This window comes from Affinirhizobium capsici (genome assembly GCF_977018625.1).
Map to the genome: position 1 here is coordinate 1,314,311 of NZ_CDRNXD010000004.1, position 16,671 is coordinate 1,330,981.

Annotated in this window: 14 protein-coding genes; 5 read left to right on the top strand and 9 right to left on the bottom strand. The window is 57.7% G+C overall.

What is annotated here, in order from left to right; genetic code table 11:
• Window position 1 precedes the first annotated feature (1 nt).
• Together AC0JZ1_RS09720 and AC0JZ1_RS09725 are read left to right on the top strand one after the other, a co-directional pair.
• The gene (locus AC0JZ1_RS09720; protein WP_471882179.1) at window positions 2–205 is read left to right on the top strand and encodes a DUF1289 domain-containing protein; all 204 of its coding nucleotides are present in this window, start codon (window positions 2–4) and stop codon (window positions 203–205) included.
• Window positions 205–903 carry a TIGR02281 family clan AA aspartic protease gene (locus AC0JZ1_RS09725; protein WP_471882180.1) on the top strand — a complete coding sequence of 233 codons (699 nt, stop codon included), beginning with the start codon at window positions 205–207 and terminating at the stop codon, window positions 901–903. Before AC0JZ1_RS09720 ends, AC0JZ1_RS09725 begins: the two co-directional genes overlap by 1 nt.
• A gap of 26 nt (window positions 904–929) precedes the next feature.
• Here AC0JZ1_RS09725 and AC0JZ1_RS09730 read toward each other — a convergent pair whose 3' ends face one another.
• From AC0JZ1_RS09730 to AC0JZ1_RS09755, 6 genes are all read right to left on the bottom strand, one after another.
• The gene (locus tag AC0JZ1_RS09730) at window positions 930–1,691 is read right to left on the bottom strand and encodes an ABC transporter permease (protein WP_471882181.1); all 762 of its coding nucleotides are present in this window, start codon (window positions 1,689–1,691) and stop codon (window positions 930–932) included.
• Entirely contained in the window at window positions 1,688–2,614 is a 927-nt protein-coding gene (locus AC0JZ1_RS09735; protein WP_471882182.1) for an ABC transporter ATP-binding protein, read from the bottom strand. Before AC0JZ1_RS09735 ends, AC0JZ1_RS09730 begins: the two co-directional genes overlap by 4 nt.
• 88 nt (window positions 2,615–2,702) lie before the next feature.
• Window positions 2,703–3,656 (bottom strand): hypothetical protein, encoded by a 954-nt coding sequence (locus tag AC0JZ1_RS09740; RefSeq protein WP_471882183.1) that lies wholly within the window; start codon window positions 3,654–3,656, stop codon window positions 2,703–2,705.
• 55 nt (window positions 3,657–3,711) lie between these two features.
• Window positions 3,712–4,548, bottom strand: a complete 837-nt coding sequence (panB, locus tag AC0JZ1_RS09745) for a 3-methyl-2-oxobutanoate hydroxymethyltransferase (RefSeq protein WP_471882184.1) — start codon at window positions 4,546–4,548, stop codon at window positions 3,712–3,714.
• The gene (panC, locus tag AC0JZ1_RS09750) at window positions 4,545–5,414 is read right to left on the bottom strand and encodes a pantoate--beta-alanine ligase (protein ID WP_471882185.1); all 870 of its coding nucleotides are present in this window, start codon (window positions 5,412–5,414) and stop codon (window positions 4,545–4,547) included. The genes panB and panC overlap by 4 nt, the downstream gene beginning before the upstream one ends.
• A gap of 75 nt (window positions 5,415–5,489) precedes the next feature.
• Window positions 5,490–6,794, bottom strand: a complete 1,305-nt coding sequence (locus tag AC0JZ1_RS09755) for an extensin-like domain-containing protein (RefSeq protein ID WP_471882186.1) — start codon at window positions 6,792–6,794, stop codon at window positions 5,490–5,492.
• A gap of 216 nt (window positions 6,795–7,010) precedes the next feature.
• Between AC0JZ1_RS09755 and AC0JZ1_RS09760 the strand changes: the two genes are divergently transcribed.
• The gene (locus tag AC0JZ1_RS09760; RefSeq protein ID WP_471882187.1) at window positions 7,011–7,403 is read left to right on the top strand and encodes an acyl-CoA thioesterase; all 393 of its coding nucleotides are present in this window, start codon (window positions 7,011–7,013) and stop codon (window positions 7,401–7,403) included.
• Between the two features lie 318 nt (window positions 7,404–7,721).
• On the opposite strand, the gene AC0JZ1_RS09765 is transcribed toward AC0JZ1_RS09760, so the two are convergent.
• Together AC0JZ1_RS09765 and AC0JZ1_RS09770 are read right to left on the bottom strand one after the other, a co-directional pair.
• Window positions 7,722–8,897 carry a DUF1501 domain-containing protein gene (locus AC0JZ1_RS09765; protein WP_471882188.1) on the bottom strand — a complete coding sequence of 392 codons (1,176 nt, stop codon included), beginning with the start codon at window positions 8,895–8,897 and terminating at the stop codon, window positions 7,722–7,724.
• 4 nt (window positions 8,898–8,901) lie between these two features.
• Entirely contained in the window at window positions 8,902–10,350 is a 1,449-nt protein-coding gene (locus AC0JZ1_RS09770) for a DUF1800 domain-containing protein (protein WP_471882189.1), read from the bottom strand.
• 564 nt (window positions 10,351–10,914) lie between these two features.
• Here AC0JZ1_RS09770 and AC0JZ1_RS09775 point away from each other — a divergent pair.
• Window positions 10,915–12,813 (top strand): putative bifunctional diguanylate cyclase/phosphodiesterase, encoded by a 1,899-nt coding sequence (locus tag AC0JZ1_RS09775; protein WP_471882190.1) that lies wholly within the window; start codon window positions 10,915–10,917, stop codon window positions 12,811–12,813.
• Between the two features lie 2 nt (window positions 12,814–12,815).
• Here the strand turns inward: AC0JZ1_RS09775 and AC0JZ1_RS09780 are convergent, their stop codons facing one another.
• Window positions 12,816–13,421, bottom strand: a complete 606-nt coding sequence (locus tag AC0JZ1_RS09780) for a class I SAM-dependent methyltransferase (protein WP_471882191.1) — start codon at window positions 13,419–13,421, stop codon at window positions 12,816–12,818.
• A gap of 127 nt (window positions 13,422–13,548) precedes the next feature.
• Between AC0JZ1_RS09780 and uvrB the strand changes: the two genes are divergently transcribed.
• Complete coding sequence (uvrB, locus tag AC0JZ1_RS09785) at window positions 13,549–16,668, top strand: excinuclease ABC subunit UvrB (RefSeq protein WP_471883408.1); 3,120 nt, start codon at window positions 13,549–13,551, stop codon at window positions 16,666–16,668.
• Window positions 16,669–16,671 lie beyond the last annotated feature (3 nt).

A 16,671-nucleotide genomic window follows, 5' to 3' on the forward strand; every position in this document is an offset into this window, starting at 1 on the left:
CATGATGAAAACACCCTGCATTCTTGTCTGCTCCCTTGATAGCGATACTGGCCTGTGCATCGGCTGCGGCCGCACCGGTGACGAGATTGGCGCCTGGACGAGCCTTTCTGATTCGCAAAGAGCGGATGTGATGGCAGAACTGCCAGCACGGCTTGCCAGCATGGCATCCGTGTCTTCCCCTTTCACCGCCGAGGAAACCGCCTGATGCTGATCGTGATCCTTGGTATTCTGGGTGCGGGCCTCGCCTTGTTGATCTTCAACAATTCATCTGGCCAGACCTTCGGCTTTGCCAATGATGATTTTGCACATCTGGTTCAGCTATCGGCTATCGCGGTTCTTTTGTCGGCTGGCATTCTGGCGGGTCGGCGGGGTCGCGCTTCCGAGGTTCTACGCAACATCGCCATCTGGCTTGTGGTCGCGCTGGTCCTGGTGGCGGGCTACCTCTACCGCTATGACCTGCAAAGCTTTGGGGCACGCATGACGGCTGGTTTGATACCAGGCAGCCCCATGGTCATGACCACCAGCGAAGGCGGCAAGGAAGTCATCCTTTACCGCGCTCGCAACGGCCATTTTCAAGCGCAGGTAACCGTGGATGGCAAAACCATCCCCATGCTGGTGGATACCGGCGCAAGTTCCATTGTGCTGTCGTGGCGTGATGCGAAAGCGCTGGGTCTGGATATGGATGGCCTCTCCTTTTCCATTCCCGTACAAACGGCCAATGGCCAGGCGATGGCCGCACCGATCCGTCTCGCATCGGTCGCCATTGGCCCAATCGAGCGCAGCAGCTTGCGTGCGCTCGTGGCTGAGGATGGGCGGCTGGAAGAAAGCCTGCTCGGCATGAGCTTCCTGTCCACCCTCGGCTCACTGCAAATGCAAACGGATCAGTTGCGGCTACGCGACTGACCCGTTGTTTGCCGGATTGAGGATGTTTATTTCCGCAGCCGGTAGCCGGTTCGGAAGATCCAGAACAGCAGGGCAAGACAGACCGTGAGGAACACGCCGATCATCACGAGGCTGATGACCGGGTTCACATCGGAAATGCCGTAGAAGCTCCAGCGGAAACCGGACACCAGATAGAGCACCGGATTGAAGTGACTGACCGTCTGCCAAAATGGCGGCAGCATATCGATGGAATAGAAGCTGCCGCCAAGGAAGGTCAGCGGTGGGACGACTAGCATCGGCACAAGGTTCAGCTGCTCGAAATTGTCTGCCCACACACCAATGATGAAGCCGAACATCGAGAACGTAACAGCCGTTAGCACCATGAACAGCAGCATCATGAAGGGGTGCTGTATGCTAAGGTCTACGAAGAATGACGCCGTGGCCAGAATGATCAGGCCAATGATGACGCCCTTGGTCGCGGCAGCCCCAACATAGCCGATCACAATTTCCGCCATGGAAACAGGGGCGGACAGGATTTCATAAATCGTGCCGGTGAACTTCGGGAAATAGATGCCGATAGAACCGTTGCTGATGCACTGGCCAAGCAGGGTCAGCATGATCAGGCCAGGCGTGATGAAGGCTCCATAGGAAACACCGTTCACTTCCCGGATCTGCGAGCCGATGGCTGTCCCGAACACGATGAAGTAGAGCGAAGTTGTGATCACCGGAGAGATGACGCTTTGCAGAAGCGTGCGCTTCATGCGCGCCATTTCAAACAGGTAGATAGCTTTGATCGCTTCCCGATTCATGCGCGGTCTCCCACCAGCGATACGAAAATGTCTTCCAGCGAGCTTTGATGGGTGGAGATATCGCTGATGCTCAAACCTTCCCGCTCAACAATGGCCAGCACGGAACCGATGCGGCTCTCCCCAGCGCCATTGCCATATTCATGGATAAGCGCACGGCCCTCTTCTGCCAAAGTCACGTGCAATTCGGAAAGTCCCGGCGGAAGTGTCGTCACCGGCTCCTTCAACTCCAGGCGCAATTGCTTGCGGCCAAGCTTGTTGAGAAGGGTGCGCTTGTCTTCCACCAGCAGAATTTCACCCTTGCTGATGACGCCGATCCGATCGGCCATTTCCTCGGCCTCTTCGATGTAATGGGTCGTCAAGATCACCGTCACACCCGTTTCCCGCAGCCGGTTGATGGCAGACCACATGCCCCGGCGCAGCTCGACATCGACGCCCGCCGTCGGTTCGTCGAGAAACAGTACGCGGGGTTCATGCGCCAGCGCTTTGGCAATCAGCACGCGTCGCTTCATGCCGCCAGAAAGTTCGCGCAGCTTGTTGTCGCGCTTCTCCCACAGCGAAAGATCCTTGAGGATCTGCTCAATCAGCTTCGGATTTGATTTGCCGCCATGCAGACCCCGCGAAAAGTTCACGGTGTTCCACACGGTCTCGAACTGGTCGGTGGTCAATTCCTGCGGCACAAGCCCGATCAGCTTGCGCGTTTCACGAAAATCGCGAACCACATCATGCCCGCCCACCATCACCTTCCCGCCACTCGGCATGGAAAGGCCGCAGATGATGGAGATCATCGTCGTTTTGCCAGCACCGTTTGGCCCCAGCAGCGCAAGGATTTCCCCTTGTTGAATATCAAGGCTGACGCCCTTCAGCGCCTCAAAGCCATTATCATAGGTCTTGGTAAGATTTTGAATGGATACAATCGCGGACATCGCGGCTCGGCACTTTCTACAGGCGGGAATTACCACCTAATATAGGCACGACCGAGAGTTTTGCAGGGGTGTATCTCAGAACACAGCGTCAACCTTTGCGGCGAGGTTTCGGCTTCGCTTTTGGCGCCGGAGCAAGCCTTTCATAGCGAAATCCGGCTGCTTCCCAGTCTCGCCAATCCACCTCAACCCCATCTTTCCAAGGAGGTGGCTCGATGTCCTTGACGAAAGTAGGACCACTGCGATCCGTGAAATCCATCCAACGTGTGTAGATGCTGCCTCCCACATCCTCTGCAACAGGTATTATATTGCGACCTTTTAATCTCTGTCTTTCATCCGGGCTTATTGGCGTTATAATCCAATCCTGATCTAATTTCTGCTTCAACAGCGCAACGTCCCAGTCTTGAAATTCACGCAAGAAGTTTGGAAGAGCCCAAAAATCGCACTGGACTGAAATCTCCTTGACCTTCTTAAACGAAACGGATGACGTCGGCTTTTTAGCCCTCATCGTTTCCCTTTCAAGATCGCGCCCTTTACAAATGTAGAATCTTACTCCTGGAATGTTAGTATCTATCGTATTTTGATCTTGTACCTCCCGCAATTCCGCCAGAATATAGTATTGGGCAGGGAAAACCTTCAGGCCTTTCGTGTCAGCACCGTTTAGAGGACCCCACCATTGTTTCTTTTTAATAGATCCACGCACTGTATCCAGCGTACTTTTGATTTCGATTGTTACGCCCCAATGGAGCTGGATATCAAAGAAATCACCGTGAGGCTGATAAGAGTAAAATGGTGAAAGACTCTCTTGGAGGTCTCCATCTTTGGGACAATCAGCTGTGAGAGAGCGTATCCTAGATCCAACAATTGTTAGAGCATTGTCTATCAAAATTTGTATAATTAAATACTCGATCAAAACGCCACGAAGTAATGGTACGTGAATATTGCTATAAGCCCATGTCCAGAAACCAAACATTCCATATCCGGTGGGTACATTCTCTATCGAAACATCTTTTGCGAGAGAAAAAATAAATTTGTTTGCAGTCATAAAAATTCCAAAGCGATAAGCAAATCAACCTAATTTCTGCATACTGTTGCGATATTCATTTGGGAACAACATCTGGTCTCGCCGCAAACGTATGCTCTTCTGCTGGAAACTGCCCCGCCCTCACCTCACGCGCATAGTCTTCCGCCGCCTGCCGCACCTGCGGCGCAAGATCGGCGTAGCGCTTGACGAAACGCGGCTTGAAGGCATCGAACAGGCCCAGCATGTCATCGCAGACCAGCACCTGCCCATCACATGCGGCTGACGCGCCAATGCCAATCGTCGGCACCGGGATGGATGCAGTGATCGCCCGCGCCACAGGCTCGACAGTTCCCTCAATCACGATAGCGAATGCACCGGCTTCTGCCACGGCTTGAGCGTCGCGGGCAATCTTTTCCGCTTCCGCATCGGTATGACCAAGCGCGCGGAAGCCTCCCGCTGTGTTCACCATCTGCGGCATCAAGCCCACATGGCCGAACACCGGAACGCCCCGGCTGGTAAGAAAAGCGATTGTTTCCGCCATTTCCGCCCCGCCCTCAAGCTTCACACCGTCGCAGCCCGTTTCCTGCATGATGCGAACGGCGTTGCGGAAGGCCTGCTCTTTGGATTCTTGATAGCTGCCGAAAGGCATGTCCACGATCACGCAAGCGGCCTCCGCCCCACGCATCACCGCCTTGCCATGGGCAATCATCATCTCCATCGTCACGGAAACGGTGGTCTCCATGCCGTAGAGCACCATGCCAAGCGAATCCCCCACCAGCAGCAAATCGCAGTGGGCATCCAGCATTTTCGCTATCGGCGTCGTATAGGCAGTCAGGCAAACCACTTTCTCGCCGCCCTTCATGGCGCGGATTGCGGTCGTCGTCTTGCGTTTCATCTTGGCAGAGGCGCTCATGGCGTTTCTCCCGTCTGAGAAATTGAAATGACCCGATTATCGAGAAGCCGCGTCGTGCCGATGCGAATAAACAGCGCAATGAGAACCGGCTGATCCGGCACCGTCGCCAGCCGCTCCAGCGTTTCCGGGTGGCGAACTGCCACCACTTCCGGCACCGCCAGCGGCTCTGTCCGCACAAAAGCCGTCAGCTTTTCTTCCAGCTCCGACGGGTCACTCACACCAGCGCGAAGCAATCGCTCGGCCTCGTCGAGCGTGCGCGGCACGATCACCGCCGCCTGGCGTTCGTCGGAAGAGAGATAAACATTCCGCGATGAGCAAGCCAGACCATCCGCTTCGCGCACGGTCGGCACCGGCACCACGCGCACCGGCTGCGCCAGATCCTCCACCATGCGGCGGATGACCTGCACCTGCTGGTAATCCTTCTCGCCGAAATAGGCGGCATCTGGCTGCACGAGGTTGAACAGCTTCGTCACCACTGTCGCCACACCGGCAAAGTGGCCGGGCCGCACCTTTCCTTCCAGCTGGCTGCCGATGGAAGGCACATCTACCACCGTTGCCATGGGGCGGGGGTACATCTCACCCACCTCGGGCGCGAAGAGAATATCCACGCCCTCCGCCTCCAGCATGGCACTGTCGCGTGCCAGATCCCGCGGATATTTTTCCAGATCCTCGTTGCGGCCAAACTGCAGCGGGTTGACGAAGATGGATGCCACGACCGCAGAATTCTCTTCCCGCGCACGGCGCACCAGCGTCAGATGGCCGATGTGAAGATAGCCCATGGTCGGCACAAAGCCGATAGAACGTCCCGCCCCGCGCAGAGCCGCAATGGCTTGCCGCAATTCGTCCCGCGTCTTGATGATCAGCACGCTCGCTCCCCAGACCGTGTTCAGTCTAAAACGGCCCTTTACAGCACAGAGCCGCCAAGGGAAAGACGCTTGCCATCAATCGCAGTAACGGTTGCCTGAAGCCCGGCTTCTCAGGTCGAAGTGGAAGTGGTTCCAATGTTCCTTGTTGCTGCCCGGACCCAGCACCGTGTTGAAGTATTTGCAGCTATCGCTACGCACCGATTTCAACAGAGCCCCTTCCCGGAAGGAAAACAGGCCCTTTTTGCGCACGTCGATTTCGTGACCATTCTTCAGAACGAACCGACCGACATCAATTGCATTGCCATGCGCGTGTTCAGACATGGGGTTGTAGCGCTGGCGGCTATTGTTCATGCGGCGGCAGGAATAGCCACCCATAGGCTCGATACGCCCCACGCCGGTGAGGTAGCGAATGCGGGCCGCCGGTGCCAGCTCGTTCTTCACCCAATGCGCAAAGGCAAGCGTCGTCTGGCAGTTCAGCGTTACGGCGGGGCTCACCTGGATATTGCCAGAAAGCCCGACCAGTTCCACCGGATAGTCTATCCCACAGCTTGGCCCATCAGAAATGCGCGGCTTGTCGCGAAACTGAACGCCAAGCCGCTTCAGTTGCGCACGGCAGCTCGCTTCGGATGCAGGCATGGGTGAAATATCGGTGCGGGAAGATTGCGGTGCTGCCGTCGGGTTGCGCGGCATCAGCATCGCCACTTCCTGCGGGCTTGCTTCCTGCATACGGCTTGGTGCCACAACGGGGCTGCGGTCATTCCAGCGGGGCGCGCTCTCTGCCATCTCCTGCCGGACCGGGCGGCCAGCCCGCTTCTGCACCGGCTCTGGTGGCGGTGAGTATTCTTCCGCAATCGGCGGTGCAGAAATCTGTTGCGGGGCCACTGCATTTCGCTTTTTCACCGCGTAAGGCGCGTTCGTGCCAATGCCATCCACCATTGGCTGGCTGGAGGCGCCTTCGGCAATGTCATTGTTCTGCTCTTCCGCCAGGCCCACCACATGCGGCTCTGCGGGTGCTGTTGGCGGCTGGTTAACGCCAAGAGCATCGTCCGCGTTCACGCCATTTGCATTATAGGTCAAGGTGCCAAGGCTGCGCGGTGGCGCTCCCATCTGGCGCGGCTCCGGCGAAGCGGCTGCCACTTGCTGCGGCGGCTCCATGGATTGGTAGGCGTAATCCGATTGCGAAACCGGCTGCGGCTGCGCGCCATAGCCCTGGGCAGAATATTCCGGTTGAACCGGCACACGCGAATGCTTGATGGCGCTGACACGTGCACCGCGATCGATCGGCGCGGGCGGCACAAGACCATCCGCCGTGCAGCTCATCAAACTGCTGGAAATCAAAAGGAAGGCCAATGCCCGCCGGGAGTTTGAAGCATACGCCATACAAAGCCTCGTCATGCGGAAAAGCCACACACGAGAATCTTAGGCAATCAGGGTAAATAAAGCCTTGCTACACCAAGGTCATTTCAAGGCAAGAATGCGCCGTTGGAACTCGGTTCGCCTCAAAGCTGAACGAATTTCGAGCGCAAAATCCGTGGATGGACTTGCTGCTTGATCATCAACCGCTCTATCCTGCATCGCAACATTTCAGGAACAACGATGTCGAAGTCACCATCTGATCAAGCCACCGGCGAACTCACGCTGCGCACCCTTGCCATGCCTGGCGATGCCAACCCCGCAGGAGATATCTTCGGTGGATGGGTCATGGCCCAGATGGACTTGGCGGCAGGCATCCGTGCCGGTGAACGCGCCCGTGGACGCGTCGTTACGGCAGCGGTGAAAGAAATGGCCTTTCAGCGCCCGGTGAAGATTGGCGATACACTTGGCATATACACGGAGATTACCCGCATCGGGCGAAGCTCCATCACGCTCAATGTCGAGGCATGGGCCAATCGCTCCCGTCGCGGCACGGTGGAAAAGGTCACGGAAGCCACCTTCATCATGGTTGCCGTGGATGATGATGGTGAACCTATGCCCGTTCCACCGGTGTGAGAGTGATCAGAAGCTCTTGATGGTAGTTCTGATGAATAGTTTTCTATCCGCGATCTTCAGAAACTCCTCTTGAGGTATGTGGAAAGGCATCTACGGACACGTTGCTCTCTTTGGCGATGAGAAAGCCCCTCGTATCCGGCAACAAAAAAGGCCCGAGGGCCTTTTTTCCAGTCACTGGTATTTCAGTTTTTAGCGTGGGGCACACCCTACCACCACATCACCCGAGGTTTGTATCGCTTCATCCATGATGGCCTAAAGAGCTCGCCTGAAACGTTAGGAAGTTGGCAAGTCAAACCAAGGCCACTTTCAGAATAGCTCTCACACCCGTAAATATCGGGAGCCAGGATCGAAATTCAGGCCCGGAAATACCTTGCCGGAAATGTTGGCGGGCGTCATGTCGAACTGGCGGTAAAGCATGGCTGCTGCCACTTCGCGCAAATCGCTGCTCGCCGCCAGATCCGTGCCCCCCAGTAACTGCCCCTCACCAAGCCCCGGCCAATCCGCTATCACCTGCGCGGCTTGCAGCGCACCGCCTGCCAGCACCGCAACGCTGCCGGTTCCGTGTTCGGTTCCGCCCTGCCCGTTCAGTTGAACAGATCGGCCAAACTCGGTCATTGCCATCACCACTGTCGTTGCCCAGGCCGCATCACCCATTCCATCTCGCAATCCGTTGATGGTGGCGGCAAGAAGGGATGCCTGAGTGGCAAACTGATTTTTCTGATCGGAATGGGTATCCCAGCCCGTTAAGGAAAAGCTGGCAACACGATAATCGTCCTTCAGAAGCGATCCGGTCAGCTTGCCAAGCTCTACCGCGCCGGAAGCACGCACGGCGGGATCAAACAATGGAAGCGCCGGGTCAAGCTCAAGAGCCTGGCCCATGGCCGCGTGAAAAGGCTCATCCCCCTCATATAGCTTCAGCAGTGCCTGCGCCTCATCTGACGCCAGGGCAAAATCGGCCTGTGTCGTCCAGATATCGCTCTGGTTTGCACCAGCCATGATCAATTCCACCGACGTGGTAATATCCACTGCCTTGCGCGATGCCGTGCGTGGAATAAGCGCCAGCGCCCGGTTCAACCAGCCACTGCGCAGAGTGCGGATATCGGAACTGCCGGTCTCAAGCACATCCTGCGCTTCAATGTGGCTATGCCCTCCGCGATAGGGCGTCGCCACGGCATGCACAAAGGAAAGCTGCTTTGCTTGCCAAAGCGGCATTAAATCCTTCGCCGCTGGATGCAGACCATAGAAACCATCCAGATCCAGCAATCCCTTGTCCGGCGTCAAAGCCAGTTCCGGCCTGAGCTTGGCAAAGTCGCCATCGCCATAGGGCTGTACAAGATCAAGCCCATCCATTCCGCCGCGCAAGAGTATAGCGACGAAGCGGTTATCGCCTTGCGCAGCGGCAAAGCTGATGCGGGAGGCAAGCGGCAAAGCTGCGGCTCCGGCAGCGGAGGCTAGAAAGCCGCGACGGCTCAAAGATAGTTTTGCACCAGTCATCCGCTTACCTCCGGTTAAATTGTGGGGAGGCCAGGGCCATGGTGTAAGCATGCACCTTGTTGGGCGCATCGGCCACACTGGCGCGGGTGTGTTCGCTCACACTATCGCCTAACGCTGCCTGCAAAAAATCCATCGGCGAAACATCCTGCGCCAGCATTCGCACAGCCATTCGCACCCAGGATATGCGCTCCGTCAACTGGGCAGGCGAAAGCCAGCTTCCTGCATCGTCAGGAAAGCCGTTGGGGCTCGGTGGCTCCCAAACCGGCTGCCCCATGCGCCGCAGGCTCTGCAGCGTCAAAAGGCGTGCGGCGCTTGGCTGTCGCTTGGGCAGCACTTTGCCGTCCGGCGGTGCCACCGCGTCACCGCCCTGGTCATCATCAGCTTTCACCAGGGCCTCAAACTGCCCACCCTTCACATCAAAGGCTCTGAGTGCGGAGACCACGAAACCGAAGGGCGTCACGACCTTTCTTGAATCTGGCGAAAATGCCAGAGGATGCTCAAGCATTGCCTGATAAACGGTGCTCAAAGTGCCATCGCTCGCTTGCCAGGCAGCAATCATGCCATCCACCATATCGGCAGGCACCTCGTCAGCAATGAAGTGGTTTGCCAGCTTGGCGCATATATGCCGCATGGTTGCCGGATGCTTCGCCAGATCGGCCAGCATCTCCAGATGGTCAGACCCGTTGCGGGCGCTATCGCTGTAGCTCTTGCCCATCAGCATTTGCGCACCGGGCTCGGCCCGGCCGGGGCGGTTGGAAACTTCGAGAGTTCGGTTATCCACCGCCAGACCTGTCAGTATTAATGCAGCGCCCGTCACGTCTTGCGGCGTAAAGCCGCCATGCGGACCAAGTGTATGGGTCTCCAATAGTTCCAGCGCAAGGTTCTGGTTCAAGCCTGCTCCGGTGCGTTCAGCAGCCGGAGATTCCGGGCCAACGGAATTCGTCTGCTCCAAATAGATCAGCATCGCCGGATGCAGAACGGCCGACCGTAAAAGATCGGCAAACTTGCCAGTCAAATTCGGGCGAATGGCTTCCGCCTCAAAAAGAGGTGTCAGCAATCTTAACTCGTAGGTTTTTGTTGCATTGATGGCAAAGTGATCGACCCAAAAGCTGGACAGCCTTTCAAAGAAACCGTTCTCGGAAGCAACTGCCTGCGCAACCCGCGCCAGCGCATCGCGTCGCAAAAGGCGTTCCGCCTCTTCCTGCGTTTCCTTGCGCAGGCTCGGGTTTGGTCGGCCGTCCTGCGCTGCTTTCGCTTCCACAACCCGAACGGAAACGAGACGTCCCACCGTTTCCCGGCGTCCTGTATTGCCCTCATGGGGAAACCGGGGCTTGGCTTTGGCGCCGCGTTCCAGCTGGCGCATCAGGGCCGCAACATCTGCTGGAGGTGTCTCGCCGGGTTTCAGGCCGTAGCAGAACCGTCGTGCCGCAATTGTCGCGAAAGAAATAGCCATCCGATTACCTTGTGAACTCCCGTGTTTTATGCGTGGTCTTAAACCAGCGGCGGTGCCCTCTCATGGAAAGCTTCAATCATGCGGCGCGAAAGGGCTTAGTGAATGCGGCCATTTTCGGGACAACATGATTCTTCCTCGGCAAATTAGAGCATGTCCAGCAAAAGTGCGTTAGCGGTTTTGCGTCCGGACTGCGACAAAGGAATGAGAGCATGTGATGCATAGTTGAGTCAGCGGTTTTTGCGTCCAGACTGTGCAAAAACATATGGATTGACCGTTTGAGGTACCCCGGTTATCGCCGGAAATGCGCGATTGAGAAAAAGCGCACCCTCAAAGGTGTCTCCAAGTTGCGTCATGAAATGGATCAGCCACGCCGCTTCGCAAGGATTAACCCTTTCTGTTTAAGATAATTTTATTGAGCTTATATTAGAAACGGCCGTCGTCATTATACCCTCTGCTCGCTGCCACCGGGAGGCTCCGATCACCCAAGCGACATCAAAAGGCCTTTCGGCAGAGATTTGCCAGTTTCAAGCACAGACAGTTTGGAGCAGATGCCCCTACACAGTTGTGACGAATGCAGGCATAGCCGCAACTGCTTTCGCCCTCATCAGCATTCGTGGTAGCGCAGAACTGATAGGCTATTATTGGCTTGGTTCGGTTTTCGTGTCCCTTTGCGTTCGCTTGCTTATTTACAAGCTTATCCAGTGGGGCGACCTATGCCGTAAAGCGCCTGCTACCAGTTTGAAAATGCTCACCTTCGGTGCGTTTCTTACAGGTTGTGCCTGGGCTTCTCTGCCGTTTATCCTGCCAGGCTTTGATCCAATGTCCACGGACGCCTGGCTCTACCTCATCATGCTGGGCATATCGGTAGGGTCGGGCCTGCTTGGCATTGGCTACAAGTGGCTGTCGCTTTATTTCTCGATACCTATTCACCTGTCTGTGGCCTTGTCCGTCCTTCTGTCGGGTGGCGAATTCGGCATTGTCATCACCATTGATGTGGTGGTGCTCACGGTTCTTTTGTGGCGCGGCTGCTCCGGCAACGAAACCGCTTTCGTGGAAAGCGTGGCCCGCAAGCTGGAAGCGACTGCCCTTTCCAACTCACTCACCAAAGCTCATTCCGAAATGTTGCAGGCCAATGCGCGCCTGGAATTGTTGGCCAATTGCGATCCGCTGACTGGCCTGGCCAATCGCGCCGCCTTCAATGAAACGCTTCGCAGCGCCATTCGCGAAGCTTCAAACAACGACGCAAAACTGGGTCTTCTGGTTCTGGATCTTGATCGCTTCAAGCACGTCAACGATACCATGGGCCATAAGGCAGGTGACGATCTGTTGACTGAGTTTGGCCAGCGGCTCCGCAATGCCCTACCCTCGGCCAATACCTTCATCGCACGTCTTGGCGGCGACGAATTCGCGATCATCGTTACCGGCAGCGACTGCGTGAATGAGGCCACACGTTCAGCGGAAGTGGTGCTGCGGCAGGTCCGCAAACCCTTCAATCTCAATGGCCAGACCAGCACCATCGGCACATCGGTTGGTCTTGCGCTCTATCCTGAACATGGCACGGATGCCGACGAACTTTTCGTTTCCGCCGATATGGCGCTTTACCGCTCCAAAGAGCAGGGTCGCGGTCGCTGGCGCAGGTTTGATCCGAAGCTGCGTGCTGCTGCCGAACGTCAGCGCCAGATCGAACGGGATGTCCTGCAGGCGATTGAGAGCGGGGCCCTTGAAGCCTGGTTCCAGCCTCAGGTCTGCCTTCACACGCATTCAGTCCTCGGCTTTGAAGCGCTGGTTCGCTGGCATCACCCCACGCTTGGCTTCATTGCGCCGCCGGAAATCGTTCAGGCCGCTCATGCCATCCACTCGTCCGAGCGTTTGACAGGCGCCATAGCGGATGCCGCCTGCACCCTGCTGCGCGCCCTGCCGGATATGGGCCTGCCGAATGCAACGGTCGCCATCAACGTCTCGCCGCGTGAATTCGCGCTCTATTCCGTGTCGGAAATGCTGGCGGCGAAAGTTGCCCGCCATGGCATTCGCCCGAACCTGTTGGAAATCGAAATTACCGAAGAAGCGCTGCTGGATACGGTCATCGCAGGCGAGCAGCTCAAGCAGTTGGAGCAATCCGGATTTACGCTGGCTGTCGATGATTTCGGCGCGGGCCATTCCTCGCTCACCCGCCTGATCGACCTGAAGGTGGATCGCCTGAAGATCGATCGCGGCATCATCACCGGCATCGATCACTCGGAGCGTAACCGCGCCATCATCTCGGCCTTGATCCGGCTGGGCGAAGCGCTGTCCATGTCCATGCTGGCGGAAGGCGTGGAAACGGAAGGCGAGGCGGAGACGCTGCGCGACCTCGGCTGCTGGATGGGCCAGGGCTACCTCTTCGCCCGCCCCATGCCAATGCCGCGCATTGCGGCCTGGCTGAAGGAGCGCGGCAATCGGCCCGCTACAAGAGTCGTCGCGTAACCTTAAAGTCGCTTGAGGCAGTAGGAGAAGTGCGCGTCCGGCTCCACCGTCAGATATTCGAACTGCCAGCCATATTCCACGCAGAACTTGTTGACCGCCTGCACAACGCCATAGACCACCGGCTTGATGACATTGCCCACGCAGAAATCATGGCCGCAGATGCGCCCGTCGCGCTTCACCTTGGCATCGCACAGCACCAGCTCGTTCCAGGTGTTGGCGTAGGAGTGGTCGGTGTCGATATAGACCCAGTCGAACGTACCATCCGCGAAACTCGGCAGCATCTCCGTCGAGCCACCCAGATGCAGCTGCACCTGCCCGCTTTCGATCTGGTCCGCGAACATACCCTTCACCCGCTCATGCCCCTCGTTGTAGCGGTTGAGGTCCCACGGATCGATGAGATGCAGGGTCGCTGGCCGGTTGAACTCCATGATTTCCTGCGAATAATCGCCGAACGCCACGCCGATTTCGGCCACCACGCCACCATGCGGCAGCCGATGCAGAAGCTCGGTGCGGTTGGGCAGCAGGCGGCAGTTTTCCGTGTGGTGCAGGGAAAGCATGGTGCGCGGCGTGCTGTTCTTCAGCGCGATCCGCTTTTCGAGGGAAAGCATGGGCAGTGACTCCGTTTGCGAGTCAATTATGGAAACATGTTCTCAGATACAAGTCACAGCGCACTGTTCCTAATTTGTTTCGGCTCCACCCTTCCAATTTGAAATGAGTCTCGCCATATTCGCGGGCATGGCCAAATCGACGAAAAACACCCCATCCAAAAGCTCCAGCAATGGTTTCGAGGAAGCGCCGCAAAGCGCGTTTGAAGGCGCGCCGCTCTCCGGTTCGGTTTCGGATTGGGTGAAGCAGCTGGAGGCGGATGCGGAATCCTCAGCGGTTGAAACGCAGCGCGAAATCGCATCGAAAGCGGGCAAGCACCGCAAGAAAATCGAAATCGCCGCGCGTGAGGAAGCCATCCGCCAGGCGAAAGAAGAGGCATCGGCCGCAGGCCGCAAGCCCGACCGGGCGTCCGAGCCAGTGCGAGGCCCCCGCGGAGCGAAGTCGCGTAGCGACGGCAGCGTGAGCGCAAAAGAGACAGCCAAGAATACCACCGCCCAGAAAACCTCTCGCGGCGTCTCCATCGGTGCCTCATCGGACCCGAAAACCCGTGCCGCAGCGGGCCTGAACCCGGTCGCCGGCATGGATATCAGCCTGGAGGATGCGCAGTCGCTTGCCCCCGGCGCGGTCACCGCCACGGTGGATGCGCTGGCGAAACTCATCGAGAGCGGCAATCCCCTGTTCAAGGATGGCAAGCTGTGGACGCCGCACCGCCCTCACCGGCCGGAGAAATCCGAAGGCGGCATTCCCATTCGCATGGCGTCGGAATACCAGCCAGCGGGCGATCAGCCCACGGCGATCCGCGATCTGGTGGAAGGCATCAACAGCGGCGAGCGCAGCCAGGTTTTGCTCGGCGTCACCGGCTCGGGTAAAACCTTTACAATGGCGAAGGTCATCGAGGCCACGCAGCGCCCGGCGGTCATCCTCGCGCCGAACAAGACGCTGGCGGCCCAGCTCTATTCGGAGTTCAAGAACTTCTTCCCCGATAACGCGGTAGAATATTTCGTCTCCTATTACGATTACTACCAGCCGGAAGCCTATGTGCCGCGCTCGGATACCTTCATCGAGAAGGAAAGCTCCATCAACGAGCAGATCGACCGTATGCGCCACGCCGCCACGCGCGCGATTCTGGAGCGGGATGATTGCATCATCGTTGCATCCGTCTCCTGTATTTACGGTATCGGCTCGGTGGAAACCTATACCGCCATGACCTTCCAGATGCAGGTAGGAGATCGTATCGATCAGCGCCAGCTGCTGGCAGATCTGGTGGCCCAGCAATATAAGCGGCAGGAAATCAATTTCGTGCGCGGCTCCTTCCGGGTGCGCGGCGATACCATTGAAATCTTCCCTGCCCACCTGGAAGATGCCGCCTGGCGCATCTCACTGTTTGGCGATGAGATTGACGCGATCACCGAGTTCGACCCGCTGACAGGCCAGAAAACCGGCGATCTGAAGTCGGTGAAAATCTACGCCAACTCGCACTATGTCACCCCGCGCCCCACGCTGAACGGCGCTATCAGGCAGATCAAGGAAGAGCTGAAGCTTCGTCTGGCCGAGCTGGAAAAGGGCGGACGCCTCTTGGAAGCCCAGCGCCTGGAACAGCGCACCCGCTATGATATCGAGATGATGGAGGCCACCGGCTCCTGCGCAGGTATCGAGAACTATTCGCGCTATCTCACAGGCCGCCGTCCGGGCGAACCGCCACCCACATTGTTCGAATATATCCCGGATAACGCCCTGCTGTTCATCGATGAGAGCCACGTCTCCGTCAGCCAGATCGGCGGCATGTACCGGGGCGACTTCCGCCGTAAAGCCACCCTTGCGGAATATGGCTTCCGCCTGCCCTCCTGCATGGATAACCGCCCCCTGCGGTTTGAGGAGTGGGATGCCATGCGCCCACCCACAATCGCGGTCTCGGCCACGCCCGGAAACTGGGAAATGGAACAGGCTGGCGGCGTCTTTGCCGAACAGGTCATCCGTCCCACCGGCCTCATCGATCCGCCGGTCGAGGTGCGCAGCGCTCGCAGCCAGGTGGATGATGTGCTGGGCGAAATCAAGGAAACCGCCCTCAAGGGCTACCGCACGCTGGTCACGGTGCTGACCAAACGCATGGCGGAAGACCTCACCGAATATCTGCATGAACAGGGCGTGCGCGTGCGCTACATGCACTCGGATATCGATACGCTGGAACGCATCGAAATCATCCGCGATCTGCGCCTCGGCGCATTCGATGTGCTGGTCGGCATCAACCTGCTGCGCGAAGGTCTGGATATCCCGGAATGCGGCTTCGTCGCCATTCTGGATGCGGATAAGGAAGGCTTCCTCCGCTCGGAAACCTCACTGATCCAGACCATCGGCCGCGCCGCCCGTAACGTGGATGGCAAGGTCATCCTTTATGCGGATAACATAACCGGCTCCATGAAGCGCGCGATGGAAGAAACCACCCGCCGCCGCGAAAAACAGATGGCCTATAACACCGAACACGGCATCACGCCGGAATCGGTCAAGGCCCGCATTTCGGATATTCTGGATAGCGTCTACGAGCGAGACCACGTCAGAGCCGATATCTCCGGTGCCGCAGGCAAAGGCTTCGCCGATGGCGGCCATCTGGTCGGCAACAACCTCCAGAGCCACCTCAACGCGCTGGAAAAGAGCATGCGCGACGCCGCCGCCGACCTCGACTTCGAAAAAGCCGCCCGCCTGCGCGACGAAATCAAACGCCTCAAAGCCGTCGAACTCGCCAGCATGGACGATCCCATTTCCAAGGAAGAGGCCAAGGCTCAGGAAGGCAGCAGATCGAAGAACAGCGCCCCAGCGTCACAGCCGGAAACCTCCTACTTCGCCAAACCCTCGCTGGACGATATGGGCCCCGGCACAGACACGGCCAAACCCCTCTTCCGCAAAAGTGAGGAGCGGTCCGCGCAGCGGAGCAATCGATCCAGTGAATCGATTGCAGCAACGAACGCCCGGAGCCAAAGCGACGGGCATGACGGCTCCCTGTTTCGCAAGAATAATTTAGATGAAATGACCGTGGGCCGAACCGAAAAGCCCATGCCCGGCAAGCTGCCGGAAAAGCCGGAAACTTCTTCAGGCCGCAAAGGCCCACTCCTCGAAGGCCAGCCAGAACGCCTGAACCCGGATGATCCCCGCCCCCTCGTACGCGGAAAAGTCGGTGCAGGTTCCTACGAAGACCCAGTAGACCAAAAGCGCAAAAGCCGCACCAAGGGTAAAACAGGCAGACCGGGGCGCTAGAGC

Coding starts and splice junctions, on each gene's coding strand:
- AC0JZ1_RS09725 (WP_471882180.1), top strand. CDS start 205: ATGCTGATCGTGATCCTTGGTATTCTGGGTGCGGGCCTCGCCTTGTTG.
- uvrB (WP_471883408.1), top strand. CDS start 13,549: ATGGCCAAATCGACGAAAAACACCCCATCCAAAAGCTCCAGCAATGGT.
- AC0JZ1_RS09765 (WP_471882188.1), bottom strand. CDS start 8,897: ATGACTGGTGCAAAACTATCTTTGAGCCGTCGCGGCTTTCTAGCCTCC.
- AC0JZ1_RS09755 (WP_471882186.1), bottom strand. CDS start 6,794: ATGGCGTATGCTTCAAACTCCCGGCGGGCATTGGCCTTCCTTTTGATT.
- AC0JZ1_RS09770 (WP_471882189.1), bottom strand. CDS start 10,350: ATGGCTATTTCTTTCGCGACAATTGCGGCACGACGGTTCTGCTACGGC.
- AC0JZ1_RS09720 (WP_471882179.1), top strand. CDS start 2: ATGATGAAAACACCCTGCATTCTTGTCTGCTCCCTTGATAGCGATACT.
- AC0JZ1_RS09760 (WP_471882187.1), top strand. CDS start 7,011: ATGTCGAAGTCACCATCTGATCAAGCCACCGGCGAACTCACGCTGCGC.
- AC0JZ1_RS09730 (WP_471882181.1), bottom strand. CDS start 1,691: ATGAATCGGGAAGCGATCAAAGCTATCTACCTGTTTGAAATGGCGCGC.
- panB (WP_471882184.1), bottom strand. CDS start 4,548: ATGAGCGCCTCTGCCAAGATGAAACGCAAGACGACGACCGCAATCCGC.
- AC0JZ1_RS09740 (WP_471882183.1), bottom strand. CDS start 3,656: ATGACTGCAAACAAATTTATTTTTTCTCTCGCAAAAGATGTTTCGATA.
- AC0JZ1_RS09780 (WP_471882191.1), bottom strand. CDS start 13,421: ATGCTTTCCCTCGAAAAGCGGATCGCGCTGAAGAACAGCACGCCGCGC.
- AC0JZ1_RS09735 (WP_471882182.1), bottom strand. CDS start 2,614: ATGTCCGCGATTGTATCCATTCAAAATCTTACCAAGACCTATGATAAT.